The organism is Vibrio sp. 10N.286.55.E10, from assembly GCF_002872555.1.
GTDB lineage: Bacteria > Pseudomonadota > Gammaproteobacteria > Enterobacterales > Vibrionaceae > Vibrio > Vibrio crassostreae.
This window is the reverse complement of record NZ_MCSD01000013.1, coordinates 186,732-210,529: the sequence shown is the minus strand read 5'-3', so window position 1 is coordinate 210,529 and position 23,798 is coordinate 186,732. Positions and strand designations below refer to the sequence as shown.

The 23,798-nt window shown below is 39.0% G+C and carries 21 protein-coding genes; 4 read left to right on the top strand and 17 right to left on the bottom strand.

Translation table 11 applies throughout. From position 1 onward, the window contains the following. Window positions 1-726: 726 nt before the first annotated feature. Window positions 727-2,259: a 2,3-bisphosphoglycerate-independent phosphoglycerate mutase gene (gpmM, locus tag BCV39_RS10435; RefSeq protein WP_055320081.1), complete on the bottom strand. Its 1,533-nt coding sequence runs from the start codon at window positions 2,257-2,259 to the stop codon at window positions 727-729. Between the two features lie 321 nt (window positions 2,260-2,580). On the opposite strand from gpmM, the gene BCV39_RS10430 reads away from it, so the two are divergent. After that, window positions 2,581-3,582 (top strand): sugar transferase, encoded by a 1,002-nt coding sequence (locus BCV39_RS10430; RefSeq protein WP_102431590.1) that lies wholly within the window; start codon window positions 2,581-2,583, stop codon window positions 3,580-3,582. A 95-nt stretch (window positions 3,583-3,677) separates the two neighbouring features. On the opposite strand, the gene BCV39_RS10425 is transcribed toward BCV39_RS10430, so the two are convergent. The 16 genes from BCV39_RS10425 to BCV39_RS10350 all read right to left on the bottom strand — a co-directional run bounded on the left by BCV39_RS10425 (window position 3,678) and on the right by BCV39_RS10350 (window position 21,726). Beyond that, the gene (locus BCV39_RS10425; RefSeq protein ID WP_102431589.1) at window positions 3,678-4,682 is read right to left on the bottom strand and encodes an NAD-dependent epimerase; all 1,005 of its coding nucleotides are present in this window, start codon (window positions 4,680-4,682) and stop codon (window positions 3,678-3,680) included. A gap of 10 nt (window positions 4,683-4,692) precedes the next feature. Next, entirely contained in the window at window positions 4,693-5,859 is a 1,167-nt protein-coding gene (locus BCV39_RS10420) for a nucleotide sugar dehydrogenase (RefSeq protein WP_102431588.1), read from the bottom strand. A 228-nt stretch (window positions 5,860-6,087) separates the two neighbouring features. Further along, window positions 6,088-7,122, bottom strand: a complete 1,035-nt coding sequence (locus BCV39_RS10415) for a glycosyltransferase (RefSeq protein ID WP_102431587.1) — start codon at window positions 7,120-7,122, stop codon at window positions 6,088-6,090. Beyond that, on the bottom strand, window positions 7,119-7,853 hold the full coding sequence (locus BCV39_RS10410) for a glycosyltransferase (RefSeq protein WP_157933143.1): 735 nt from the start codon (window positions 7,851-7,853) through the stop codon (window positions 7,119-7,121). The genes BCV39_RS10415 and BCV39_RS10410 overlap by 4 nt, the downstream gene beginning before the upstream one ends. After that, on the bottom strand, window positions 7,846-9,498 hold the full coding sequence (locus BCV39_RS10405; RefSeq protein ID WP_102460929.1) for a hypothetical protein: 1,653 nt from the start codon (window positions 9,496-9,498) through the stop codon (window positions 7,846-7,848). Before BCV39_RS10405 ends, BCV39_RS10410 begins: the two co-directional genes overlap by 8 nt. Continuing rightward, window positions 9,495-10,598, bottom strand: coding sequence for a glycosyltransferase (locus tag BCV39_RS10400; RefSeq protein ID WP_102431866.1), 1,104 nt, complete (start codon window positions 10,596-10,598; stop codon window positions 9,495-9,497). The genes BCV39_RS10405 and BCV39_RS10400 overlap by 4 nt, the downstream gene beginning before the upstream one ends. 262 nt (window positions 10,599-10,860) lie before the next feature. Further along, entirely contained in the window at window positions 10,861-12,060 is a 1,200-nt protein-coding gene (locus tag BCV39_RS10395) for an O-antigen polymerase (RefSeq protein ID WP_102460928.1), read from the bottom strand. A gap of 20 nt (window positions 12,061-12,080) precedes the next feature. Next, window positions 12,081-12,638, bottom strand: a complete 558-nt coding sequence (locus tag BCV39_RS10390; RefSeq protein ID WP_102431736.1) for a CatB-related O-acetyltransferase — start codon at window positions 12,636-12,638, stop codon at window positions 12,081-12,083. A 121-nt stretch (window positions 12,639-12,759) separates the two neighbouring features. Beyond that, entirely contained in the window at window positions 12,760-14,073 is a 1,314-nt protein-coding gene (locus BCV39_RS10385; protein WP_102460927.1) for an MATE family efflux transporter, read from the bottom strand. A gap of 137 nt (window positions 14,074-14,210) precedes the next feature. Continuing rightward, complete coding sequence (locus BCV39_RS10380; protein ID WP_102431740.1) at window positions 14,211-15,179, bottom strand: GDP-L-fucose synthase; 969 nt, start codon at window positions 15,177-15,179, stop codon at window positions 14,211-14,213. A 94-nt stretch (window positions 15,180-15,273) separates the two neighbouring features. After that, window positions 15,274-16,401 (bottom strand): GDP-mannose 4,6-dehydratase, encoded by a 1,128-nt coding sequence (gene gmd / locus BCV39_RS10375; protein ID WP_102431741.1) that lies wholly within the window; start codon window positions 16,399-16,401, stop codon window positions 15,274-15,276. A gap of 31 nt (window positions 16,402-16,432) precedes the next feature. Further along, window positions 16,433-17,860, bottom strand: a complete 1,428-nt coding sequence (locus tag BCV39_RS10370; RefSeq protein WP_102431742.1) for a phosphomannomutase — start codon at window positions 17,858-17,860, stop codon at window positions 16,433-16,435. Between the two features lie 8 nt (window positions 17,861-17,868). Beyond that, a complete protein-coding gene (locus BCV39_RS10365; protein WP_102431743.1) occupies window positions 17,869-19,281 on the bottom strand; it encodes a mannose-1-phosphate guanylyltransferase/mannose-6-phosphate isomerase in 1,413 nt (470 codons plus the stop codon). A gap of 45 nt (window positions 19,282-19,326) precedes the next feature. Continuing rightward, complete coding sequence (locus tag BCV39_RS10360) at window positions 19,327-19,797, bottom strand: GDP-mannose mannosyl hydrolase (protein ID WP_102460926.1); 471 nt, start codon at window positions 19,795-19,797, stop codon at window positions 19,327-19,329. 408 nt (window positions 19,798-20,205) lie between these two features. Then, window positions 20,206-20,526 (bottom strand): hypothetical protein, encoded by a 321-nt coding sequence (locus tag BCV39_RS10355; RefSeq protein ID WP_102433537.1) that lies wholly within the window; start codon window positions 20,524-20,526, stop codon window positions 20,206-20,208. Between the two features lie 165 nt (window positions 20,527-20,691). Continuing rightward, a complete protein-coding gene (locus tag BCV39_RS10350; protein WP_102433538.1) occupies window positions 20,692-21,726 on the bottom strand; it encodes a helix-turn-helix domain-containing protein in 1,035 nt (344 codons plus the stop codon). A 351-nt stretch (window positions 21,727-22,077) separates the two neighbouring features. On the opposite strand from BCV39_RS10350, the gene BCV39_RS10345 reads away from it, so the two are divergent. From BCV39_RS10345 to BCV39_RS10335, 3 genes are all read left to right on the top strand, one after another. After that, entirely contained in the window at window positions 22,078-22,551 is a 474-nt protein-coding gene (locus BCV39_RS10345) for a hypothetical protein (RefSeq protein WP_102433539.1), read from the top strand. 11 nt (window positions 22,552-22,562) lie between these two features. Then, window positions 22,563-23,072, top strand: a complete 510-nt coding sequence (locus BCV39_RS10340) for an N-acetylmuramoyl-L-alanine amidase (protein ID WP_102433540.1) — start codon at window positions 22,563-22,565, stop codon at window positions 23,070-23,072. Window positions 23,073-23,378: 306 nt separating this feature from the next. Beyond that, window positions 23,379-23,714, top strand: coding sequence for a hypothetical protein (locus BCV39_RS10335; protein WP_017063134.1), 336 nt, complete (start codon window positions 23,379-23,381; stop codon window positions 23,712-23,714). Window positions 23,715-23,798 lie beyond the last annotated feature (84 nt).

Sequence of the window (23,798 nt, the reverse complement as noted above, 5' to 3'; positions counted from 1 at the left end):
TCTGCTCTTAAAGCTCTTCGAATCCCGATTACTCGAATCCCGCATCTGCTCTTAAAGCCCTTCGCATCTCGCTTACTCGTATCTCGTATCTGCCCTTAAAGCTCTTCGTATCCCGTTTACTCGCATCCCGAATCTGCCCTTAAGCTCTTCGAATCCCGTTTACTCGCATCCCGAATCTGCTCTTAAGCTCTTCGTATCCCATTTACCCGTATCACGCATCCGCCCTTAAAGCTCTTCGTATCCCGTTTACCCGTATCTCGCATCTGCTCTTAAAGCTCTTCGTATCCCGTTTACCCGCATCCCGCATCTGCTCTTAGCTCTTCGTATCCCGTTTACTCGCATCCCGTATCCGCTCTTAAGCTCTTCGAATCCCGTTTACTCGCATCCCGAATCTGCTCTTAAGCTCTTCGAATCCCGTTTACCCGTACCACGCATCCGCTCTTAAGCTCTTCGTATCCCGTTTACCCGCATCTCGCATCTGCTCTTAGCTCTTCGAATCCCGTTAACTCGCATCCCGTATCCGCTCTTAAGCTCTTCGAATCCCGTTTACCCGCATCCCGTATCCGCTCTTAAGCTCTTCGTATCCCGTTTACCCGTATCACGCATCTGCTCTTAAAGCTCTTCGCATCTCGCTTACTCGTATCTCGCATCTATTCCTCAAACTCCAGATACAAAAAAACGGCCACACTCGCGTGCAGCCGTTCTAGTATTCGATGAAAGTTAAAACTATTTAACGATCACGTCACCTGACATCTCAGCCGGGATTGCAATACCAGACAGAGAAAGCATCGTTGGTGCTAGGTCAGACAGTTTACCGCCTTCTTTGAACTCAACGTCTTTGCTGCCCACGTAGATAAGTGGAACTGGTAGGTTAGTGTGTGCAGTGTGGATGCCGCCCGTTTCTGGGTTTACCATCATTTCCGCGTTACCGTGGTCAGCGGTGATAAGCAATTGGCCATCCGCTTCTTTGATTGCTTCAACCACTTTACCAAGACATTCATCTAGCGACTCTACGGCTTTAACCGCTGCATCGTAAACGCCAGTGTGGCCAACCATGTCACAGTTAGGGAAGTTACAAACGATAGCGTCGTATTTACCGCCTTTGATCGCTGCAACAAGCTTTTCAGTTAGCTCTGGTGCGCTCATTTCTGGTTGTAGGTCGTACGTTGCTACTTTTGGAGAAGCAACAAGCTGACGTTCTTCGCCTTCAAACTCGTCTTCTTTACCGCCGTTAAAGAAGAACGTCACGTGCGCGTATTTCTCTGTTTCAGAGATACGTAGCTGCGTTTTGCCTTCTTTCGATAGCCATTCGCCGTAGGTGTTCTCTAGAGAAGCCGGTGGGAATGCACATAGAAGCGGGATGTCTGCAGCGTATTGAGTCAGCATCACGAAATCGATCGCTGGGAATACGTTACGAGCAAAACCGTCGAAATCAGGAACGAATGCACGCGTGATTTCACGAGCACGGTCGGCACGGTAGTTCATGAAGATAACCGCATCGCCATCAACGATAGCGGCAGACTCTTCGCCTTCTGCTTTGATCTCAGTCGCTTTCACGAACTCATCGTTTTCGTCACGAGCGTAAGCCGCTTCTAGGCCAGCAACAGCTGTGTCGAATGTGAATTCCGCTTTTGCTTGAGTCAGCAGGTCGTAAGACTCTTGAACGCGATCCCAGTTGTTATCACGGTCCATTGCGTAGTAACGACCAATAAGCGAAGCCACACGGCCTTTGCCCAGTTTAGCGAACAACGCTTGGAAGCGAGCTAATGTGTTTTCTGCGCTACGTGGCGGTGTATCACGGCCGTCTAGGAAAGCGTGTAGGTAGATTTTCTCTGCGCCACGCTCTGCTGCCATTTCAACAGCCGCGTAGATGTGATCTTCATGAGAGTGAACGCCACCTGGAGACATAAGGCCCATGATGTGAACCGCTTTATCAGCTTTCACCGCTTTATCGATAGCATTCACTAGCGTTTCAGTTTGGCCGAACTCGCCGTCTGAAATTGACTTAGTGATACGAGTCAGATCTTGATATACCACGCGACCCGCACCAATATTGGTGTGACCCACTTCAGAGTTACCCATTTGGCCATCTGGTAGGCCTACATCTAAGCCAGAAGCCGAGATTAGCGTGTTAGGTTGGTTAGCAATAAGACCGTCTAATACTGGTGTTTTAGCGTTCGCGATAGCGTTGTCTTGGTTGTCTTCACGGTAACCGTAACCGTCAAGGATCACTAGAGCCATTGGCTTCTTAGCTGACATAGGACTGACCTCGTTCAATTCAAAATAAATCGGTATAAAAACAAATTAGCGTAATTTTACTACAGTTTACAGTCAAAACTGTAGTGGAAGATCAAGAAAGGGCGTAGGTAGGATGATCGAATGTGAAAAAAAGCGTCATTTTGTGTTTAAGGCTTAATAATCATTTTATATGATACTGGTTGAAATAACTGAGTAAATCATAATCAACAGCATGTACATTAGAGCACTTTTAACGTAAGATGCACGCAATTGCAAAGTCGCTATTAATATGTATACAACTTCGGCTAAATACCCCTTAAACAATTATAAAGCAAACTTATAATGAAAAACTCCGTTGCTCTAAAACAAACTCATACATCAGAACTTTCCGACATAGCCATTGAAACAGAGTCAGACCATCAGGCTCTACAAACCTTAGCATCGGAAAGTAAATCTACACTTCACATATACGCGCCTGAATCATGTTTAGATATTCTTCATTCTGTTTTAGCTCGACATGACATTAAATACGATATCAATAACTACACCATCAGGGACTTTAAAGGTGAAACTTTATGTCACTTTAAAAGTGTGGAGCTTGATGAAGAGCACCGTACATTTTTAATTGGAGCTACAGAACTTGGTGCGTGGGTTGAGCCACTAGTGAGCTACTTTGATCGAACGCTTGGCTACACAGAAACGGAACTGCTTCATAGCGGATACTTTCTGCACCAAAAAGCCTTTTCAATCCTTTCAAATAAAAGAAATGTAAACGAAAAGCGCTTTATAGATCTACTGTTCGTTTTCATGATCGGTTTGGTTGCTATTCCTATCGGGCTTTTGACGGCTGCATTAATCAAACTTGAATCACCAGGTCCTATCTTTTTTAAACAACGACGTACTGGCCAATACAATCAGGAATTTGAAGTTATCAAATTCCGCTCAATGCGTAACGACGCCGAAAAGAATGGCGCTCAGTGGGCGACTAAGAATGATGCTCGAGTCACCAAAGTCGGTAACTTCATTCGTAAGACACGTATTGATGAACTGCCACAGTTGATCAACGTCTATAAAGGTGAGATGTCGATGGTAGGCCCACGTCCTGAACGTGAGGTGTTTATTGAGAATCTAGAAAAAGAGATTCCCTACTACCGTTTCCGCCATGCTGTAAAGCCTGGAGTAACAGGCTTAGCTCAAGTTAAGTACCCGTATGGCGCCTCTGTTGAAGATGCAGTTTGGAAGCATAAATTTGATATTTACTACATTAAACACCAGAACTGGCGTATGGAATTGAAGATTCTCTTCTTAACCGTTAAGACCGTTGTTTTTGGAATGGGTCGTTAGTAGAAAATCTGGTCGTTTTTATTAAAAAGCGTCAATTATATAGCATTGACGCCTCTTAATAAGCTGCATATAGTATGCATGTAAACATACCGATTCTATTTATTATAGAACTCGCGGTACCACTGAATAAACTCAGCAACGCCTTCTTTAACTGTTACCTTCGGTGTGTAACCCGTTGCTGCAAACAAGTCTTGGGTGTCTGCATAAGTTTGGTATACATCACCAGGTTGCATTTCACGGAAGTTTTTCTTCGCTTCAATGCCCAGCTCATCTTCAATGGCCTTAACAAAATCCATCAGGTTGATTGGCGAGCCGTGACCAATATTATATACCGCATATGGAGCAGAACTAGTGGCAGGGGAACCGGCTTCTACTGTCCAATCGTTATCACGCGTTGGCACCACATCAGCGATACGCACCACACCTTCAACGATGTCATTCACGTGCGTGAAATCACGCCACATATCACCATTGTTGTTGATATCAATGGTATCGCCATCAAGGATCTTCTTAGTGAAGATAAACGGTGCCATATCTGGGCGGCCCCACGAACCATACACAGTAAAGAAGCGTAAGCCTGTGGTTGGAATACCGTATAGGTGAGAATAGCTGTGCGCCATGAGTTCGTTCGACTTCTTAGTCGCCGCGTACAATGATACTGGGTGATCCACCGAATCTGACGTTGCAAACGGTGTTTTAGCATTCAACCCGTAGACTGAACTTGAAGAGGCATAAACCAAGTGCTTCACTTTACTATGACGACACCCTTCTAGAATGTTCAAATGACCGACTAAATTTGAATCTGCGTAGGCGTGTGGGTTTTCAATGGAATAGCGAACACCTGCTTGTGCAGCCAAGTGAATCACTTGATCAAATTGCTCAGTTTCAAATAAGCTAGCTACACCATCGCGATCGGCAATATCTAACTGGACCAGTTTAAAATTGGCATGCTGAATACGCGCTAGACGCGCTTCTTTCAAAGCCACATCGTAATAATCATTTAGGTTATCAACACCAACAACTTGATGGCCTTTCGCCGTTAGCTGCTCTACTACTGCACTGCCGATAAAACCCGCAGCACCCGTTACCAAATACTTCATTTCTTATTCCTTAGTCTGAACCGAATAAGTCGCGCGTGTACACTTTGTCTTTTACATCCGCTAACTCTTGAGCCATGCGGTTTGAGACAATCACATCACAGCTTGACTTGAACTGCTCGAAATCCGTTAATACTAATGAGTGGAAGAACTCTTTTTCTTTTAGCTCAGGTTCAAACACCACCACTTCAATACCTTTTGCTTTAAGGCGTTTCATAATGCCTTGAATGCTTGAAGCACGGAAATTATCAGAGCCTGACTTCATCACCAAACGGTAAATACCCACGCGTTTTGGGTTGCGCTTGATAATAGAGTCAGCAATAAAATCTTTACGTGTGGTATTCGAATCGACAATCGCACCGATAATATTGTTTGGTACATCAGAGTAGTTAGCGCGCAGTTGCTTAGTATCTTTTGGTAGGCAGTAACCACCGTAACCAAATGAAGGGTTGTTGTAGTGGGAACCAATGCGAGGATCTAAACACACACCATCGATGATTTGACGTGTATCTAACCCGTGTGATTCTGCGTAAGTATCTAGCTCGTTAAAATAAGCAACACGGAGGGCTAAGTAAGTGTTTGAGAACAGCTTTACGGCCTCGGCTTCTGTTGAATCGGTATACAAGATTTCAACATCTTTTTTGATCGCCCCTTCTAACAACAGGTTTGCAAACACTTGCGCACGTTCAGATCGCTCCCCAACTACAATGCGTGATGGATGTAGGTTGTCGTATAACGCTTTACCTTCACGTAAGAACTCAGGAGAAAACAGTAGATTTTCACAACCCAGTTCTTCTTTAATTCTCGCGGTATAACCCACAGGCACGGTAGATTTGAGCACCATCACAGCATTTGGGTTAATCGCCATTACATCTTTTAGCACGGCTTCAACTGAAGAGGTATTGAAGTAATTAGTTTCAACATCGTAATCCGTTGGTGTGGCAATGATGACGTATTCCGCATTAGAATACGCTAACTCTTTATCGAGTGTCGCAGTGAAGTTTAATGGTTTGTTCGCCAAAAAATATTCAATTTCAGTATCAACGATTGGAGATAATTTATCGTTCAATAATCTCACTTTCTCTTCGATAATATCGACAGCAGCGACCTCATGGTGCTGGGCCAATAACATAGCATTAGATAGGCCAACATAGCCTGTACCTGCGATTGCAATTTTCATAAATAAGCCAACTGTCTAAATAGTAATTAATTTTAAGAAATGCATTCCCGCACGAACATACACGGGAAATGATCTACGAATCGATTATAGGACAATTGATTCGTATGTAATAACGCTAACTAGTGAAATTAAGAATTGAGTCTTCACTAAGCCACTCCTCTTTTAAATATGGGTATATGCGCGAATCTGCCATGGCGAACTAATAAAATTGCCTAGACATAGTTCGGATTACTGATTACTGATTACTGATTCAAAGTAGTTAATATAAAGGTGTTTATTTTTAATCAAATCAAACTCTTTACTAAACAATATTGATGAGTTTTGGGAGTATAGTTCTTGTTTTTCTAGTGTTTCTTTGATGCCCAACTTAATACTCTCAGCCGTGTTTTCAACTAAAACTCCATTTTCAGAAATTAACTCTGAGCAGCCTCCAACGTCGCTAAGAACCAAAGGCAATCCAGCACTCATTGCTTCAATGGCCGATAGAGGTAGGCCTTCGCTATCAGATATTAAAGCAAAAACATCATATTTATAAAATTCATTAAAACCATCAACTTCACCAAAAAAATAAGTACGGTTATTCGCAGATTTTTGTATACCTTGACGAAGGGGACCATCTCCAACAAAATATAAATCTAGATCTAAATCTTTGGTAGCTTCTATCAACAACTCATTTCTTTTAGGGGCTCTAAACCTAGCAACACAAAGAACCTTTCTTGATGTGACTGATTTATCATATCCCTCTCGCTTTTGCATAGGGATGATTTTGTTTTTTATTAACTTTAATTTACCAGGTCTAACCCCGATTATTTCCTTAGCTTTCTGATAATCAGAATCAGAGACACACAATACAGAGTCTGTAATTTTTGCCAACAAAAATTCAATATAAACAAATAATGACTGAAATCGACCACCATTATAAATCGCAGACCAGCCATGGCCAACATAAATAACCTTCACCTTACAGAACAATTTACATAAGCGACTGTATACACCTGCGTTCGCAGAACTAGCAACAATTAGATCGATCTGATTATCTTTCACAAAGCTACATAATGAAAACAAATAAGAAAATGAAACCTTATTTCTTATTTTCATATTGTTCATCGTTTTTTTTACTTTGGTGTTCTGAAGCAACCAACCATTTTCATCACTCGCAATATAAATCTCATAGGTACCCGATAATATTTCAGTTTGCTCTTTGATCCATTTCTGCGCGCCACCATTTTCAGATCTAGTGACGACTAAAAGTATCTTTTTCATTTTAACAACGCTTTCAAATAATAAACAAAAGATCCAATAAAGTATTTTAGGGATTTCGAATAGATAGACTCTTTAAAAAGATAACCCGCAACTTCAGCAAAAGAATACGGATTCCCCTTCGATTGATCAGAATGAATTCGGTACTGTAGTAGGGGCTCTTGAATATTATGGAATTTTATGTTTTTGTCACGCATTACACGCAACCATAAATCATAATCTTGCGCAAACCGTCCGCCTAAATAACCATTGTTATCTAACAAAACAGATTTTCGAGCAAAAATAGTCGGATGTGCCAATACAGATTTATAATAGATTTTATTTCTGATTGTTACGTTATCCTCAGGAAGCACTCGTTGACCGATAACAACTCCTTTTCCATTTATATACTCGAGATTTGAGCCTACAATATCATAGTTATGGTCTTCTAATACTCTTAACTGCTTTTCAAATCGTTCAGGCATAGCAATATCATCTGCATCAATCCTTGCTATATATTCACCTTTAGACTTAGACAAAGCTAGGTTAAGGTTAAAACTTAATTGACCAATATTCGTCTCATAAACCCTGATTCGTTGATCTTCAAATTGTTTGATAACTTGCAGCGTATTATCAGTTGAACAATTGACTATTATAATCAGTTCAAAGTTTTTGTAGGTTTGATTTAGTACACTTTCAATGGTTTCAGCTATAAATGGGCCACCATTTTTAACGCAGAGCAATACACTAATCATTGATATTCCCATTAGATAATAGTTTATAAAGGTCAATGATTTCAAAACGTAATGATGTTTCATTGCCATATGCGGGTATTGAATTCAATTTTTCTTCAAATTCACCATCAATTAACCCTATCTCCACAAAATATTTAGTGGATTCAATAAGTTCATCATAAAAAGAAGAAGCCAAAACATTGGAGTGAATTTCAGTTGCGTATTGATCAAACAGATGCAACTTACCTTTAGATATTTTGTACAAGATTAAATTAATTGCTTTGTTTGCCAACACTCCGATAGCTTGCCTATTGGTCAATAAATTATTAACAATACTTTTAAAATTCTTTTTGAAATAGACTCTTTGATTCGATGTATCTCCGATATTTGATATGATTTTGTCATCGATGCTGGAAATAACGCCCCTAATAAGATTTTTATCAAAACGATACTCTATTGGTAATTCAATCATTTTCTTTAAAAGAGTGTAACTTGCAAAAGGTGAAAATGTTTTTCCTACTATTTGGCTTTGTAAAAATAACAGATTCATATGAAACTTAGGGTTTCTTTCAACAATATACTTATACTCGTTAACCGAACTATAATTAGCCTTTGGATCGAAATTTTTTAACGAATTTTTAATATCTTGTTTTATTATACATACCAGCTCTGGTGATATATATTGTGAATACCTATTTAGTACGGAAATATAATCAACGTTTTCCCAAGTATCAATTTTTTTGTCCAACGAAGAAGCATAACCAAAAATGGCGTCAGAGTAATACGTAGAGATGAGGTTTTGTGTCGTATTTTCTGAAAGATAATCATACATGTGTACATGTGAAGACCCGACACTTGCAGCGGAAACCTGTGGAAAATGATCAAATGCCTTAGAATATGATTCTTTTGTTAACTTGTGGAACGAGTATTCACTCAGTTTTTTTAGGTTTAAAAGATCTTTTGCTACTTTGGCTTCTAATATCTTTTCACTATACCCATAAGTAAAAAAGTTAGTTTTAGTCAGTAGATCGAGTTCATCCATTAGCGAAAATGCAAGCCTACTATCCATACCGCCACTTAAGCCCAAAGTAAGTGAATCATTTGTTTGGTTTAGTTCAGCCTCAAAACTTTTTAGTAATATTTTCTTAAAATCTAAAATCACCTCTTCTTTATCGCTAGGGCAATTTTTTTCATAGAAGTTAAAGTCCCAATAATAATCCAATGATGCACTATTCGAATCAATAAACAACTTCCCTGCAGCAGGAAATTGCTTGATTTCCTTATATATAGTTCGGTCATAAATGCCATTACCAAAGAGCAGATACTCCCAAAAACCGGCGTGATCCATTTCTGTTGGAAATTCGGTATATTTTGCCATAGAGATAAAGTCTGAAAAAATATAAATATATTCATTAGCATGAAAATAATATAAAGGAACTGATCTATATATATCCGAAAAAAATGTTATTGAATTATTTTGGAGATCAATAAACATACCTTTCATATTCAAAAGAAAGTCGCCCTGATTTAAACTCTCAAGTTCAGGATATAAAAAATGAGAAAAGTACAAACCATTATTAACTGTAAACTGCTGTAGACCGTTACTTTCGAGAAGGGTGAATTCAAGTGTATTTATGTTAACCTTACCAACAAATGTATTCTTCATTTAAATATGCCTTCAAATCTATTATCATAAGTATGGTTATCAATGGTATTTCTATAACTTTTTGACGCGATAATCTCTCTTTCATTTTCATTATTCAGAAAATAACAAACTCTTTCTAAGAGACTTTCTTTATTGGTAAAGTAGCAACCGGTTTTTTCTGGATAAAGTTCATATAAATCGACATTATCAGTAGTTAAATAAAACGTCCCCGTTGCAGGTACATCAAAGTCTCTCAACTTAAGCGCCATAAAATCATGGCAACCCAAAATGTATCCAAAACCAATAACAATTCGGCATTCATTCATAAATTCATTTACATTGGAGTTATCAATACGACCGTTCTCCCACCCAGTACCATAGGCTTCAACCTGAATCCCGCTATCAATAAGATGTTGTATATATTCACCTCTCAGTCCATATTTTGCACCAACAAAACCAACATCAAATTTTTTAGGGACATTTAACTTATTAAAAAATAGATTAGAAGTTGCTTCTGGGAAGTACAATGAAGGAACACCTTGAGATAAATACCAATCTGTACTTTCTTTTGATGTTACCAAAGAGCCATCTAATAGCGTCATAAAGCCAGAAGTGCCTCTATTATATTTTCTAAAAAAGGACATCATATAAAATGAGTGCCTATCATCCATACAGATATTTATGAACTTAAATCCATATTTTTCTTTTAAATTTTTTAAAATATCAACATCCCATAAACGAGCCCATGATTGAGTCAAAACAACCTTAGGTAGCTCACCTTTTATCTCTAGCTCAGCGAGTAAATCAGTTAAACGTTCAGTATTTAACTTTCGCCCCTGTTTCCTGTCGTAGTATCTCTCTGAATATTGACCATAGCTCCCATCAAATTTGGTGAACAATGTCAGCTTACAGAGTTTTTCAAGCTCCTGAAGAAATCCACTTTTGTCTTGTAACTCATCCGTACCGATATATAATAAATTTATACCTGTATCAAACTTAGCGAACTCTAAATTTCTAGATAATTTTTTCGTGCTTTTTCTACAGGCAATTCTATATTTAAACTTTGTATATAAACACTGCAAATTAATATACAAAGACGAGCTTGTTATTGTTTTTTTCATCGAAAAACCTGTTTAATATTATTGATTATAGTGTTTTTAGAGAGGTGTTAGTGTATTAATTTAAAAATAAAACCACCCCAGTAAAATAAAAAATTTTTAAATTTCAATTAAATAAGTTTTTATTTAATTGAAATTTACATTGAAATATAAAACACCAATCTGTTGGTAAAAACACCCTGCCAACTAATGAACCTAATAACTTGAAAATAGCTACTGGTGGTTATTATGATATATGAAATATGGCTAATGATGAAAAAACAAATCAGATACGTTTATTTGGCAAATATTTATATAGAATATCCCCTAATATTATCAGTAAAATAGGAAGCAAATAAAATGTGAAATTTATAAAGTGGTTATATGTGTGTACGGCAAGTAGAGGCCAAACGGTAAGTGAATACAAAGCTATAAATATTTCACTACGCCCATAAAAAGCTTTCTTATATAGATAATGAGTAATGAAGCCTAAAAAAAACAGATAACTTGCAACTCCAACATATCCAAAATTCCAGATTAATATTCCATATACTGTTGATGGAGATGTTATCTCTATTAAAGGCATACTCAATAATGATTGAGGATTTTCAAAAAAGGAAGTTTTGAAAAAGCTAGGTAGAAAAGCGAAAATAGATTCATAAAATGCCGTAAAAGAATATGAATAAAGATTAGATTCTTGCTGCATTACTATATTAGTTAAATTCATATAGGGCAGCGTCGCATATTGGATTACCGGGTCTAATAATGATACTTTTTCATCTATTAAACTTGTCCGAATCAACCCAACAAGTAAGAAGAATGCAACCCCTACTCCTCCAACAACAACACTGACCTTGCTGATTTTTTTTAATGCTTTTAAATCTGCATGTCGACAATAGTAAATATAAAGGTATGTACAAACAAAGGTAATAAAGATAAAAATCATCTGCCTTTTACCTGAATAGGTTACATAAATAAACAGAAGAAATAAATGGATCCAAAAAATTTTGGAACCTGAATATTTTTTTTTCTTGTTAATCACAGAATAGGGAAACAATATAATCAAACTAAAAACTAAGAGCGAAAACACACCATATAAACCGCCACCCGTTGATTTCTGTGTAGCATTGACAAAAGCAATATCCGAGGCTCCTGACAAGATAGAAAGGATAGGCAACATTCCATACATGGATATAATTTTAACAAAAACTAAAAAAGAGAGCACAAGTAATAACGATATAAACAAATTTAGATCTTTAGTGTTATTACTATTGTTTATTTCTAGCTTGGTTTTAGTCGGCATAAGTTGTAGGAAACCAGCCCCTAAAATAAAAGACACTATACCAAGCATATAAACCCAAAGAACTTGTTCATCAAAAACAAAGGTTCTATACATGTCAAAGTATCGGCTGTCAAAAAAATAAGGTGATAAACCGATAAAACTACCAGCGAGAAAAAGTATTATCGGGTGCAAAAAAAATTTCATTGTCTATTAGCCTACTAAAATTACGAAGCGTGATCATTGCTGCTTGGCACGACAAAGTTCTCAATATGATGATATTTTTTATAGTTAGCTCTTAATTCCTTAATATCCTTATTCCACCATTGATTACTTTGTAGATATTCAATCTTATTTATAGAAAACCTATATTTAAGTAATTTGGCGGGTATACCTGCAACAATAGCATAGGGTTCAACATCTTTTGTGACGACAGCGCCTGCGCCTACTATTGCTCCATTTCCAATGGTAACTCCGTCTTTAATCAATACATGAGCTCCGATCCAAACATCGTTGCCAATACTGATATCTTCGTATTCAGGAAAGTGATTTTTTTTTGTAAATTGCAGTCCTACATGTGACTCAGATGAGAAAAAAACAGGGTGCGTTGAAACAAAATCAGACGACGGATGCATGCCTAATCCAATCCGGCAATTTGGGCCAATTGAGCAAAACTTACCAATCGTTGCGCCTATTATTACCGTATGATTGGCCACATATGAAAAGCTATTCAAATGAACATTATGAAGACGAACAGATTGATAAATCGTCGTATTACTTTCCATGGTACTTTGAGTTATATGGCTAAGGTAATCAATTTTTACATTATCCTTTGCATTCTTATAAAGAAATCTGTGTTTGTTGAGTAACCACCGTAGCCAATAGGTTAGTGGGTTTTTAAGTAAGTCAGATAACATTATATTTACACTTTTTTAAAATTAATTGTGTTTGAATTGGCCCAGCAATCGCAAAGAGCGAAAGTGATATAATAGTAGCAAGAACAACACCACTATTTCCAAGGCCCTGATATTCAACAAAATACACAGATAAAGGAATGTTTATGGCAGCGCCAACTAACAACATATAGAACTGTATTTTTATATTATTAATCGCATTCAAGAAAAAGGCATAATTATTACACCAAGCTAATACAATCACATATACAGCCATATACAATGACAATCTATCCGTTGTAGTCACCTCATCACCTACCCATAATTTAACAAGCTCACTGCTAAATAGATACAAGATTAAAGTAACTGCAACCAAAGAAAATACTAATAATTTCATTTTCTTTAGATTCTTGATAATCCAATTCTTATCCTGCTTACTATACGCTTCAGTATAAGCAGACCACATAGGCGCATTAACTATTCCATGTAAGATTAAAACAACACTAAATAATCGATAAACAATATCATAAGAGGTAACTGAAGCAGGTCCTAACAACTGAGTGATAATAATTCTATCTGAAAGCAATATGAACATTGAAACAAGTTGTAAAGCGAAAAATGCCATACCCACATTCATCAACTTGCCCATTATATTCTTTTGAAAATCCCTAAGAGAAGGGACCAACTCTTTATTTTTACCAAAGAATAAAACCGTTAATAAAATCTTACTCATGAGAATTGAAGCACCATAGGCAATAACAACTCCTAGAACACTATCAATAGACTTCCAAGTCAATAACATCAAGGAAATTAATAACAAAATATAGAAAAGTAATTGCTCCATTTCATTTAATGAATTTTTTTGAATTGCAAAAACAAACTGTTTCACAAAACTAACAACGAAATGTATAAATATAAATCCAAAAAGAACAATGACTATATTGGTGAGTTGACTATCGCTTAACGCATTAGTGTTAAATAAAGCACTCAGATCAAAGGTATTGGCCAATATAACAACAAAGATAAATAAAATAATAGATATAATTAAAATAGTAACATAGCCTGTTAATATTATCTGTTTTGCCTCTTTGATATTATTTAAGCTTATTGCTTTTGTCAAATAGTTCTTTATTCCATTACCTAATCCAAAATCAAAGAACACGACCCAAGTAACAATAGATAATAAAGTTGCCCAGACACCATACAGTTCAGAACCTAATATTTTAACTTGCAATGAGATTGCAGCATAATAAGCAATAAATGCAAGAGCTTTGAATACAAAAGACCATTTTATCTGTTTGAAAATATTAAGATTTCTATCTACCATTTTGTAATGAGCCTAATCTAACTTTTTTGTTAAAGAGTTCAAATATGAGTTTATATTTAATAAATATACAACCATTATAATATACCTAATAAAAACAATGTCACTCACAACCCAATTGCGCTTAGATATTATTTTTATTACGCTCTAAACTGTCCTTGATTTTCAACAAACCACTGATATGCTAAACTTAAACCGTCTTCTAATGACACAGAAGAAACCCAGCCTAAAGATTCAAGCCTATCTACATTCATTAACTTACGTGGAGCGCCATCAGGCTTAGTATCATCAAATTTAATTTTCCCTTCAAAGCCAACGGTTCTAGCAACAGTTTCAACTAACTCACGAATTGTACAATCTACACCAGTACCAACATTAATATGACTTAGCATAGGCTCTGTATTTTCATCATAAACAGCCTCATCTAAATTCATAACATAAATTGAGGCAGCAGCCATATCATCAACGTACAAGAACTCACGCATTGGTTTACCACTTCCCCACGCAATTACTTCTTCGTCATCATTTAACTTTGCTTCATGAAAACGACGTAATAAAGCAGGAATTACATGGCTATGCTCTGGGTGGAAGTTATCAAAAGCACCGTAAAGGTTAGTTGGCATTACACTACGGTAGTCTCGGCCATACTGGCGGTTATAGCTTTCACAAAGTTTGATTCCTGCAATTTTAGCTACAGCATATGGCTCGTTTGTTTCTTCTAACACACCCGTTAGCAATGCTGTTTCTTTCATTGGCTGTTCTGCTAATTTTGGGTAGATACAGGATGAACCTAAAAATAGTAATTTCTGGATATTAGCCAAATGAGCGCCGTGAATAACATTGCATTGGATCATTAGGTTTTCATAAATAAAATCAGCAGGGTAAGTATCATTTGCAACAATACCACCAACTTTAGCAGCAGCTAAATAGATTTGATCTATTTTTTCTGCTTGGAAAAATGCGAGTACAGCTTGCTGGTTAGTTAAGTCTAACTCTTTACGTGAGCGCGTGATGATTTCTACATTTTCATCATTATCTAGCTGGCGAATGATAGCAGAGCCAACCATACCGTTGTGACCAGCTATAAATACTCTTTTTTTATTACTCATAAATACCTTAAAATCATAATTCTATTCACCACAGAGGTACTTAACTATAAGAGGTTCTAGTTTAACTCTGTGTTCCCTGCGGTGAATTATCTAATTAGCTTGCAACTGTTACTGCGATGTTGTATCCGTGGTCTTTTAAGATAGCATGCTGTTTTGCTTTGTTTAGGTCATTTTCAACCATTTCAGCACACATCTCCTCAACTGTAGTTTGAGGAACCCAACCTAGCTTCTCTTTTGCTTTTGATGGGTCACCAAGCAGAGTTTCAACTTCTGCAGGACGAAAATAACGAGGATCAACTTTAACAATTACATCGCCAACTTTCAGTGCAGGTGCGTTATCGCCAGTGATTGATTTGATTGTTGCTATTTCGTTAAGGCCTTTGCCTGTAAACTCAAGTTCAATACCCGCCTCTTTGGCTGATAACTTAACAAATTCACGCACACTGATCTGTTTACCGGTGGCAATGACAAAATCATCAGCTTGATCTTGTTGCAACATCATCCATTGCATACGAACATAATCTTTAGCATGGCCCCAGTCACGAAGCGCATCCATATTACCAAGATACAAGCACGGCTCTAGACCTTGAGCGATATTTGCAATGGCGCGTGTAATCTTACGGGTTACAAAGGTTTCACCACGGCGTGGGGATTCGTGATTAAATAGAATTCCATTACATGCATACATACCATATGATTCACGGTAGTTCACAACAATCCAGTATGCATACATTTTTGCTACAGCGTAAGGCGAACGGGGGTGGAAAGGTGTTGTCTCTTTTTGTGGGGTTTCTTGTACTTCACCATATAGTTCAGAAGTAGATGCTTGATAGAATTTTGTTTTCTTTTCTAGGCCTAAAAACCGAATGGCTTCAAGCAAACGCAAAGTTCCCATAGCATCAACATCGGCAGTATACTCTGGGCATTCGAAAGAAACAGCAACATGTGACTGGGCACCTAAATTATATACTTCATCTGGTTGTACATCTTTAATAATACGGGTTAAATTAGATGAATCGGTCAAGTCACCGTAATGTAGGAAAAAGTTCTGATTTTGTGTATGATTATCTTGATAGATATGATCAACACGCTCAGTATTTAATGATGAAGCGCGTCGTTTAATACCGTGAACCTCATAACCTTTTTCTAATAAAAGCTCAGCTAGGTATGAACCATCCTGCCCTGTAACACCAGTAATTAACGCAACTTTATTTTTAGTCATTTCCATTTCCTACTTTTAATTAACTCTTGTACTAAATGTTTTTTATTTTATCTAAAACATTCACTACACAATTGTATGCTGAACTATATTTATCAGCTTCGGCATAGCAACGTAATTCAGGTGCATTTCCAGATGGTCGTAAGTGTACTACGCGGTTATCTGATAGCGTTAGCCGAAGTCCATCGGTATTATCAACCTTCCTAATTTTTACATTGTCAAAACCTAGTTGTTCAATAAGACCTTGCGGTGAGGTCTTACCTTTCGCTATTAATGCTTGGCTTTTTTCTGTGGCAAAATTTTGAATGCGGTCACTATGTGTAAAACGTCGAGGTAAGTCATTTACAAGCCCTGAAATAGACTGATTTTTTGCAGCCATTAAAAGCATTATCACAGGAAGTACTGCATCACGAGTTGGTAATCCTTTTAATTGGTGACCATTTACTTCAACATTACTACCAAGCAGGTAACCACCGTTTGCTTCAAAGCCAGCAAATGACGTGTTTATTCCAGCTAACTTATCAAACTCAGCAATCACATAAGGAGAGCCTATCTTAGTTCTTTCCACATGAGGAAAGCGCTGGCATAGTTCAATAGCAGTATTGCAACTCACAGGTACAGCAAGTGCTTCAATTTTTAGTGCATCAGACGTTAATAAGCCAAGAATATCACCACGTAGCCAGTTACCATTTTCATCTGACACTAATGGACGATCACCATCACCATCAGTTGAAAATACTATATCTAGGTTAAATTCTTTAGACCACTTAATTGCTTTTAATGTATCTTCGTCTGATACAGCTTCAGTATCAATAGGTACAAATTGGTCACTTCGCTCTAAACTAATTACTTCAGCACCAAACGCTTCAAATATCTTGTAATACAAATCTCGCCCTGCACTGGAATGCTCATAAATGCCGATACGTTTCTCAGCGAGCCACAGAGAGTCGAATAGTGAAGTGTAACGAGTAATGTACTCTTCTGCGGCTCGAGTACTTACTAATAATTCAGGCAATTCAGAAACTCCTAAAAACTCTACCGCTTCATTTAATATAATTTTCTCATCGGCTTTACTAATCTCACCATCTGGGCGATAAAATTTAAGGCCATTTCTGTCGAACGGAATATGACTACCAGTTACCATAATCGCAGGAATAGCGTTTTCTTGTGCTAAATAAGCTAAAGCTGGTGTAGGAACCACACCATAATAGATAATTTCAATATCTAACTGCGTTAAAATAGATGCACAAGCTTGTGCCATTGCATAGCTACTTGGACGGTTGTCTATTGCGATAGCTACTTTTTCGAAGGTGAACTGTTGTTTCATGCTCGTAACAAAAGCAATACTAAAGGCTGCACATACATTTGAAGTAAACTGTGTTACTAGCCCACGGGCACCACTAGTACCAAATGCGACACCGCTATCTCTGATAATTTTTGAGCTAACTAATTTAATTGTCATGCTTATCCCTACACTCTTCCGTAACGATCTTCAAAGCGAACAATATCGTCTTCACCAAGATAACTACCTGTCTGAACTTCAATCATCTCTAGTGGGATTTTACCTGGATTTTCTAGTGCATGAATGGTTCCAAGAGGAATATACGTCGATTCATTTTCTGTCACTATAATTGTTTTATCACCATTGAGTACACTCGCTGTGCCTGAGACAACAATCCAGTGCTCTGAACGGTGGAAGTGCTTCTGAATTGAAAGCTTCTCTCCTGGCTTAACAGTAATACGCTTAACTTGGTCTCTTTTTCCGAAATCGATAGAGTCGTATTTGCCCCAAGGGCGATATACTTCACGATGTAGTTTCTGTTCCGTTCTGCCAGCTTCTTTTAGCTTGTTTACAATCGTTTTTACATCTTGTACTTTGTCTTTTTTTGCCACTAAAATAGCATCCTTAGTTTCAACAATGACTAAGTTATCAACACCGACTGTTGTTACTAATTTATTTTCTGCGTAAATATAGTTACTTGTTGAATCAGTTGTAATTACATCGCCTTTAATTGCATTTTGATTTCCATCTTTTTCAGAGACCTCCCAAAGTGCAGAGAAAGAACCAACATCACTCCAGCCAGCATCTATCGGCACAACAACAACATTTTGACATTTTTCCATTACAGCATAATCGATGGAGTCATCAGGACAAGTTGCAAAGATATCTTTATCAACTCGTATAAACTCCACATCTTCCAATGGAGTTGCAATCGCACGTTTACACACATCTAACATCTCAGGCGCAAACTTTGCTAACTCTTCAAGGTAACGACTTGCTTTGAATAGGAACATACCGCTATTCCAGTAGTAATTACCACTCGCTAAGTATTCCTGTGCAGTTTCTAAATTTGGTTTTTCTACAAACTCACTAACTGAGAAAGCATCCCCTTCTTGACTCCCTGATTTAATATAACCATAACCTGTTTCAGGAGCTGTAGGTACGATGCCGAAGGTCACTAGTTGGTCAGCTTCTGCAAATGGTAGTGCCTTTTCTACTGATTTCTTAAAAGCTTGCTCATTTTTAATGATATGGTCGGCAGCAAGGACTAATAAAATAGGGTCTTCGTTGTCGGTTGCATTGCTTACCGCTTGAAGTGCTGACAGTGCGATAGCAGGTGCAGTGTTTCTACCAACAGGCTCTAAAATAATGCCGCTATGGGCATAACCACCTAAGCGCATTTGCTCAGCAGCAATAAAACGATGCTCTTCATTACAAATCAATACAGGTGCTACATGCTCAATACCAGATAAACGCGCAACGGTCTGCTGTAGCATTGACTGTTCACCTGTAACGGTCAAAAACTGCTTTGGGTAAAGTTCTCGAGAAAGAGGCCATAGGCGAGAACCTGTGCCGCCAGCCATAATAACGGGAGTGATCATAAATTTTCCTGTTTAGGATTCTAATAAAAACTAAAATCCAATTAATTATTTAAATATTAAATCAGCTTGTTTATCTTGTTGAAAGTACCATTTACTATGCAGGTGTACTTGTTCATTTAGTAATAATTCAGATTCATAAAACCATTGATAAGCTGAATGCTGTTCGATAGGCAACGATGTAAGTTCACCCGTAAAGGTAACTGCATAAGCTAGAACTACATAATGTGTTGAAAAACTATCTTCTGAAAAATTATCATTATAAAAGTGCTGGTATATACCTTTGAAATTTGTTACCACTTCTGTTAAACCCAGCTCTACCTTAATTAACCGTCTAAACGCATATTCGAAAGATTCGTCTTTTAGCACTCGACCACCAGGGACAAACCAGTATCCTTGTGCTGGTCGATTTGTTCGTTTACCGAGTAGGATTTGGTCTTTTTCATTACGCACAATCAAATCGATAGAGATAAGAGGCGTAGATTCGATGACAGTTTTAAAAGTTTCTAAAGGGAGCATATCTTTGTATTTTTTCACTTTCCGTGGTAAGGGAGCCCTAGAGTTTAGAGGATTTGATATACAATGCATGAAGTGTTCAAAGTTTAGTCTCAGTAATTATTAAACACTGAGATACTTTGTATTCATTTTTAGACAATCCCATATAAAACCTAGATTTTGCTTACTTTCTTAAACCGCGCCCAATTAAGCCGAAAAAACGACTTTCAACCTTTAGGCTTGCCGCACTTTTTAACTTGCTAACCACTTGCATTTGGGTACGCTACCGCCCTTAGGTTTAGCTCCTACAGGCAAAGTTTAATGATTTATCCGCGATTATGCGGTTTTCATACGGTTTCTAATTTGCTGCGCATTCTAGCAAAGTAAGTGCATATTGACCAGTTTGAAATTTATCCTATTTGGACAAGCCTCTCACCATGCGTTTATCCAGCGAAAGCATTGTACGTTTTGTAGATACTGAGTCCCTATGTGGTACCTGTTTTCTTGTGCTGCATCGCAATAGCGTTTTTCTATATCAATGAAAATATTGCCGTTTCGGTACAACGACACGAAGCTTGGGTTATTGTTTACCGCCAATAACGCTTTAATCTCTGTGCGTGTTAACCCTTGTGGGTAGTGGTTAACCAGCAGTTTCAAGAACTCGCCAATACGCCCTTCCACTCGCGCTATCTCTTTCTCTAAAATGGTTACTTTTTCTTCCGTTGTCAGTTTTTTTAGGCTGATATCGTCCATTTGCCCTCTCCCTAATTCTACTTTTGTATCTTGACGTTTTTGTCCGTATTCGCGCTTGGTCTTCCCTAGCCTTTGGTTTTTCTGAGCTTTTGGTTTCCTAAATCATTGGTTTTCAATAGCTTTTGGCTATGTGAACAAGCGCTTCGTCTGTGAATAATCGAATGGTCACTGCTTAGAATCCGTGCCGGGCGATTTGGATTGAACTAAGGCCTTGATACGCGCTTCGAACGGATTGGTGGTGCTTTTGGCTTTGTAGTCCGCTAGGGCTTGAGAAACAGGTGTGGAGTTTTGAGATTTGCTTTCGGCTTGATTGCTTTTGATAGGCTGCGCTTGGTTTGAAGCAGTTGTGGGCGCACCTGCTTTTGTTGATCCTACGGCTTTTCTTGATTTAGCTTTCTTTGAGGGTTTCACCGCTTGTGTTTGCTTAAAGACTGGTGATGAGTCTCGCTTCGCCTTGGCTTGGGCGCTTCTTCTTAGCCAGCCATTCACAAAGTGACCAATGTGCTCAAAGGGTTTGCGCTTATCGGGGTTAATGTACAGCCAGGCTTGCATGGCATGCAGTTCTTGCAGCACATCTAACTTGGGGTAGGTGCGCTCTAATATGGTGGTGAATTCATGATAAATCGGTGCGCTGCCCTCTTGGGTGAGCAGATGAATCACAGCTTCGCTCTTGGTTTTGCTTTCGGGTTTGGAGGTGAAGGGGGAGCTCTCATGTTGTTCAGAATAGATTGGGGGATCAAGCACATCGGCGGCGTCTGAACTTCCGTTTTTCAAGCTCAGCTCTGTTTTATGTTCTTTATGAAAGATTATGTGTGCAGGATGATCACTCTCCGTGCTGGATCTTGAGTCACCCTGGTAGGTGTCTGAATGGTCAGTTTGATCTAAACCTCTATCTGCTTGGTCTAAATCGGCCTGCTGAATATGGCTGTCGCTAGGTAGGCGCAGCTGATAGATATTGCTACGCTGGCGTCCTGAATCATCAAAGCGCTTTATCCGCTTCACAAAGCCTTGCTTTTCGAGCTCGTTAACGTGTCGTTTCACGGTTCTTACCGACACTTCGCAATATTGCGCCAAGTAATTGAAGGAAGGAAAACACACGCCGCGCGCGTCGGCATTGTCGGCCAATTTTAATAGCACCAACTTGCTGATAGGCGAGCCGGTTTTTAATGGGATAAAAGAAAGAATAAGAGAAACACACATGGTTAACGCTCCTTGTTAATAGTTATTAGCCTTGGCCTAGCGATTACCTTGGGCTATCTATTACCCTTATTTTGGCGATTCGACTGTTCTGGCTAGGGCCATTCGTTTGCATAACAAGTTATTAACACCACTTTTTTAAGCATTAGGGGCAAAGGTAAGGCGAGATAAAAAGTAACAAAAAGTGTTTCTCCTGCTTGCTCTCATCGATATGCAACAACACCACCACTTAGACTGATAACCTTCGAAGCACCTCTCACTTTCTTGTGTTCCTTCGTTTTCACGTTATTACCGCCAACCCCAATCAAGAATGTTGAAGTACATTGCCCTCCCCATGCAGCAATAAGGTGCTTAATGAAGGCGATAGTTTCTCTTTTTATTTCAGCGTATCAACCCGGTATGGCGAGCATCGAGTGCCGAGCTGATCCCCTCAATCCGTCGCGCCAGCCGTTATTTTTTAGTGATAGCGATGGGGCTGGCCAAGTACTGAGCTATGAAGCCGGCGGCTATAAAGAAAGCCAAATTGAAGGTTGTTATTTAAATGAGGATGAATGCGGTGACGCTCCAAGCTATGAGGATATTTGTTGGATGATCAGCCGAGCGCGGCGTAGCCAGCCACTGGGTTATTGCGTGATGTATTTACGTTATGTAAACCACCACTCTGGTTATGCCAAAACCGTAGCCGCCAGTTTACGACGACACATCGCACTGCACCCTAATTTAAAAGAATCGTTATCAACGTCTTTAACCGCCCATTTACAACAACACGAGGATTTATTTTGTCAAACACTCCACCAGCAACTGATCGAGTTCCACACCAGCCGTTAGAGGCTCCTGTTTTGCCTGAGCAGGCTAGCAAGGTGGCGCTCATCCCTTCGTTAGAGCCTTGCTTATCTCCTGCTTCCTATTCTCTAAGCTTGGTTTCAGTTTTACTCCGCTTACCTTTTTGTCCGCCCTATTCCTTTATTACAGTGCATTGCAGCGCCACGCCGCCACAGCAAGATGTAGACGTAGCCGAGATTCGTCGATGGCATAAAAAGAGAGGCTGGCGCGATGTCGGGTATCACTTTGTTATTCGTCGCAATGGGGATGTCGAACTCGGCAGGCCGCTGTCGCAAACCGGCGCGCATGTGAAAGGACACAACAAGGGCAATATTGGGGTTTGTATGGTCGGCGGCTGTAATGCCGACCTGCAACCAGAAGATAACTTTACGCTTGCGCAGCGTAAGGCACTGTTTGGTTTGACTGCTGCACTGCAAGAGCAGTTCTTGATTCCAGATGAGAATGTTAAGGGGCATAAAGATTGGGGGGTGAATAAAGCGTGTCCGGTTATGAAGATAAAAGCTTAAGAGCAGATACGGGATGCGAGTAAACGAGATGCGAAAAGCAGGAAGAGCAGTAGCGGGATTCGAGTATCGAGATGCGAAGAGCAGGAAGAGCAGTAGCGGGATTCGAGTATCGAGATGCGAAGAGCTAAGAGAGCGGATGCGAGTGACGGGTAGCGAGATTCGAAGAGCTTGAAGAGCAGATGCGGGATTCGGGTAAGCGAGATGCGAAAAGCAGGAAGAGCGGGAAAGCAGAGATGAAGAGCGAGAGGGTTAGACTGTCAAAGGCTATACATGCGGTCAAAGCCAATCAATCAACCAAGGAGCAGTATGACATTGTTCGGAAGAATATTTGGGAGCCAGTCTTCCATTAACAAGGGGTTAGATGCAATCACCAACACAGGAGATGCGATGTTTTTTACTGATGAAGAAAAAGCGAAGCACAAGCTGGCACTGCTTAAAGCGTATGAACCTTTTAAGTTGGTACAGCGCTACATCGTGTTGTTGTTCACCATTCCTTATGTGGCGCTGCATGTGATGGTTATTTTAGGTTGTATGCACGGCTACGATTGGAAACCGTTGGGGGAAATGACCAATGAAGCGTTTGGTTATCCTGTGCTAGCGGCGATTGGATTGTATTTAACGGGTGGCGTGGTTAAGAAGTAGAAGAGCAGATGCGGGATGCGAGTAATCGAGATGCGAAAAGCTAGAGGAGCAGATGAGGGTGGCAGGTAAACGAGATGCGAAGAG

What these genes read in the sequence shown, in the direction of transcription:
- BCV39_RS10345 (WP_102433539.1), top strand. Translation starts at nt 22,078, where the DNA reads ATGAAGGCGATAGTTTCTCTTTTTATTTCAGCGTATCAACCCGGTATG.
- BCV39_RS10410 (WP_157933143.1), bottom strand. Translation starts at nt 7,853, where the DNA reads ATGATTAGTGTATTGCTCTGCGTTAAAAATGGTGGCCCATTTATAGCT.
- BCV39_RS10385 (WP_102460927.1), bottom strand. Translation starts at nt 14,073, where the DNA reads ATGGTAGATAGAAATCTTAATATTTTCAAACAGATAAAATGGTCTTTT.
- BCV39_RS10400 (WP_102431866.1), bottom strand. Translation starts at nt 10,598, where the DNA reads ATGAAAAAAACAATAACAAGCTCGTCTTTGTATATTAATTTGCAGTGT.
- BCV39_RS10365 (WP_102431743.1), bottom strand. Translation starts at nt 19,281, where the DNA reads ATGATCACTCCCGTTATTATGGCTGGCGGCACAGGTTCTCGCCTATGG.
- BCV39_RS10395 (WP_102460928.1), bottom strand. Translation starts at nt 12,060, where the DNA reads ATGAAATTTTTTTTGCACCCGATAATACTTTTTCTCGCTGGTAGTTTT.
- BCV39_RS10335 (WP_017063134.1), top strand. Translation starts at nt 23,379, where the DNA reads ATGACATTGTTCGGAAGAATATTTGGGAGCCAGTCTTCCATTAACAAG.
- BCV39_RS10425 (WP_102431589.1), bottom strand. Translation starts at nt 4,682, where the DNA reads ATGAAGTATTTGGTAACGGGTGCTGCGGGTTTTATCGGCAGTGCAGTA.
- BCV39_RS10355 (WP_102433537.1), bottom strand. Translation starts at nt 20,526, where the DNA reads ATGGACGATATCAGCCTAAAAAAACTGACAACGGAAGAAAAAGTAACC.
- BCV39_RS10430 (WP_102431590.1), top strand. Translation starts at nt 2,581, where the DNA reads ATGAAAAACTCCGTTGCTCTAAAACAAACTCATACATCAGAACTTTCC.
- BCV39_RS10390 (WP_102431736.1), bottom strand. Translation starts at nt 12,638, where the DNA reads ATGGAAAGTAATACGACGATTTATCAATCTGTTCGTCTTCATAATGTT.
- gmd (WP_102431741.1), bottom strand. Translation starts at nt 16,401, where the DNA reads ATGACTAAAAATAAAGTTGCGTTAATTACTGGTGTTACAGGGCAGGAT.
- BCV39_RS10380 (WP_102431740.1), bottom strand. Translation starts at nt 15,179, where the DNA reads ATGAGTAATAAAAAAAGAGTATTTATAGCTGGTCACAACGGTATGGTT.
- BCV39_RS10405 (WP_102460929.1), bottom strand. Translation starts at nt 9,498, where the DNA reads ATGAAGAATACATTTGTTGGTAAGGTTAACATAAATACACTTGAATTC.
- gpmM (WP_055320081.1), bottom strand. Translation starts at nt 2,259, where the DNA reads ATGTCAGCTAAGAAGCCAATGGCTCTAGTGATCCTTGACGGTTACGGT.
- BCV39_RS10350 (WP_102433538.1), bottom strand. Translation starts at nt 21,726, where the DNA reads ATGTGTGTTTCTCTTATTCTTTCTTTTATCCCATTAAAAACCGGCTCG.
- BCV39_RS10370 (WP_102431742.1), bottom strand. Translation starts at nt 17,860, where the DNA reads ATGACAATTAAATTAGTTAGCTCAAAAATTATCAGAGATAGCGGTGTC.
- BCV39_RS10415 (WP_102431587.1), bottom strand. Translation starts at nt 7,122, where the DNA reads ATGAAAAAGATACTTTTAGTCGTCACTAGATCTGAAAATGGTGGCGCG.
- BCV39_RS10360 (WP_102460926.1), bottom strand. Translation starts at nt 19,797, where the DNA reads ATGCTCCCTTTAGAAACTTTTAAAACTGTCATCGAATCTACGCCTCTT.
- BCV39_RS10420 (WP_102431588.1), bottom strand. Translation starts at nt 5,859, where the DNA reads ATGAAAATTGCAATCGCAGGTACAGGCTATGTTGGCCTATCTAATGCT.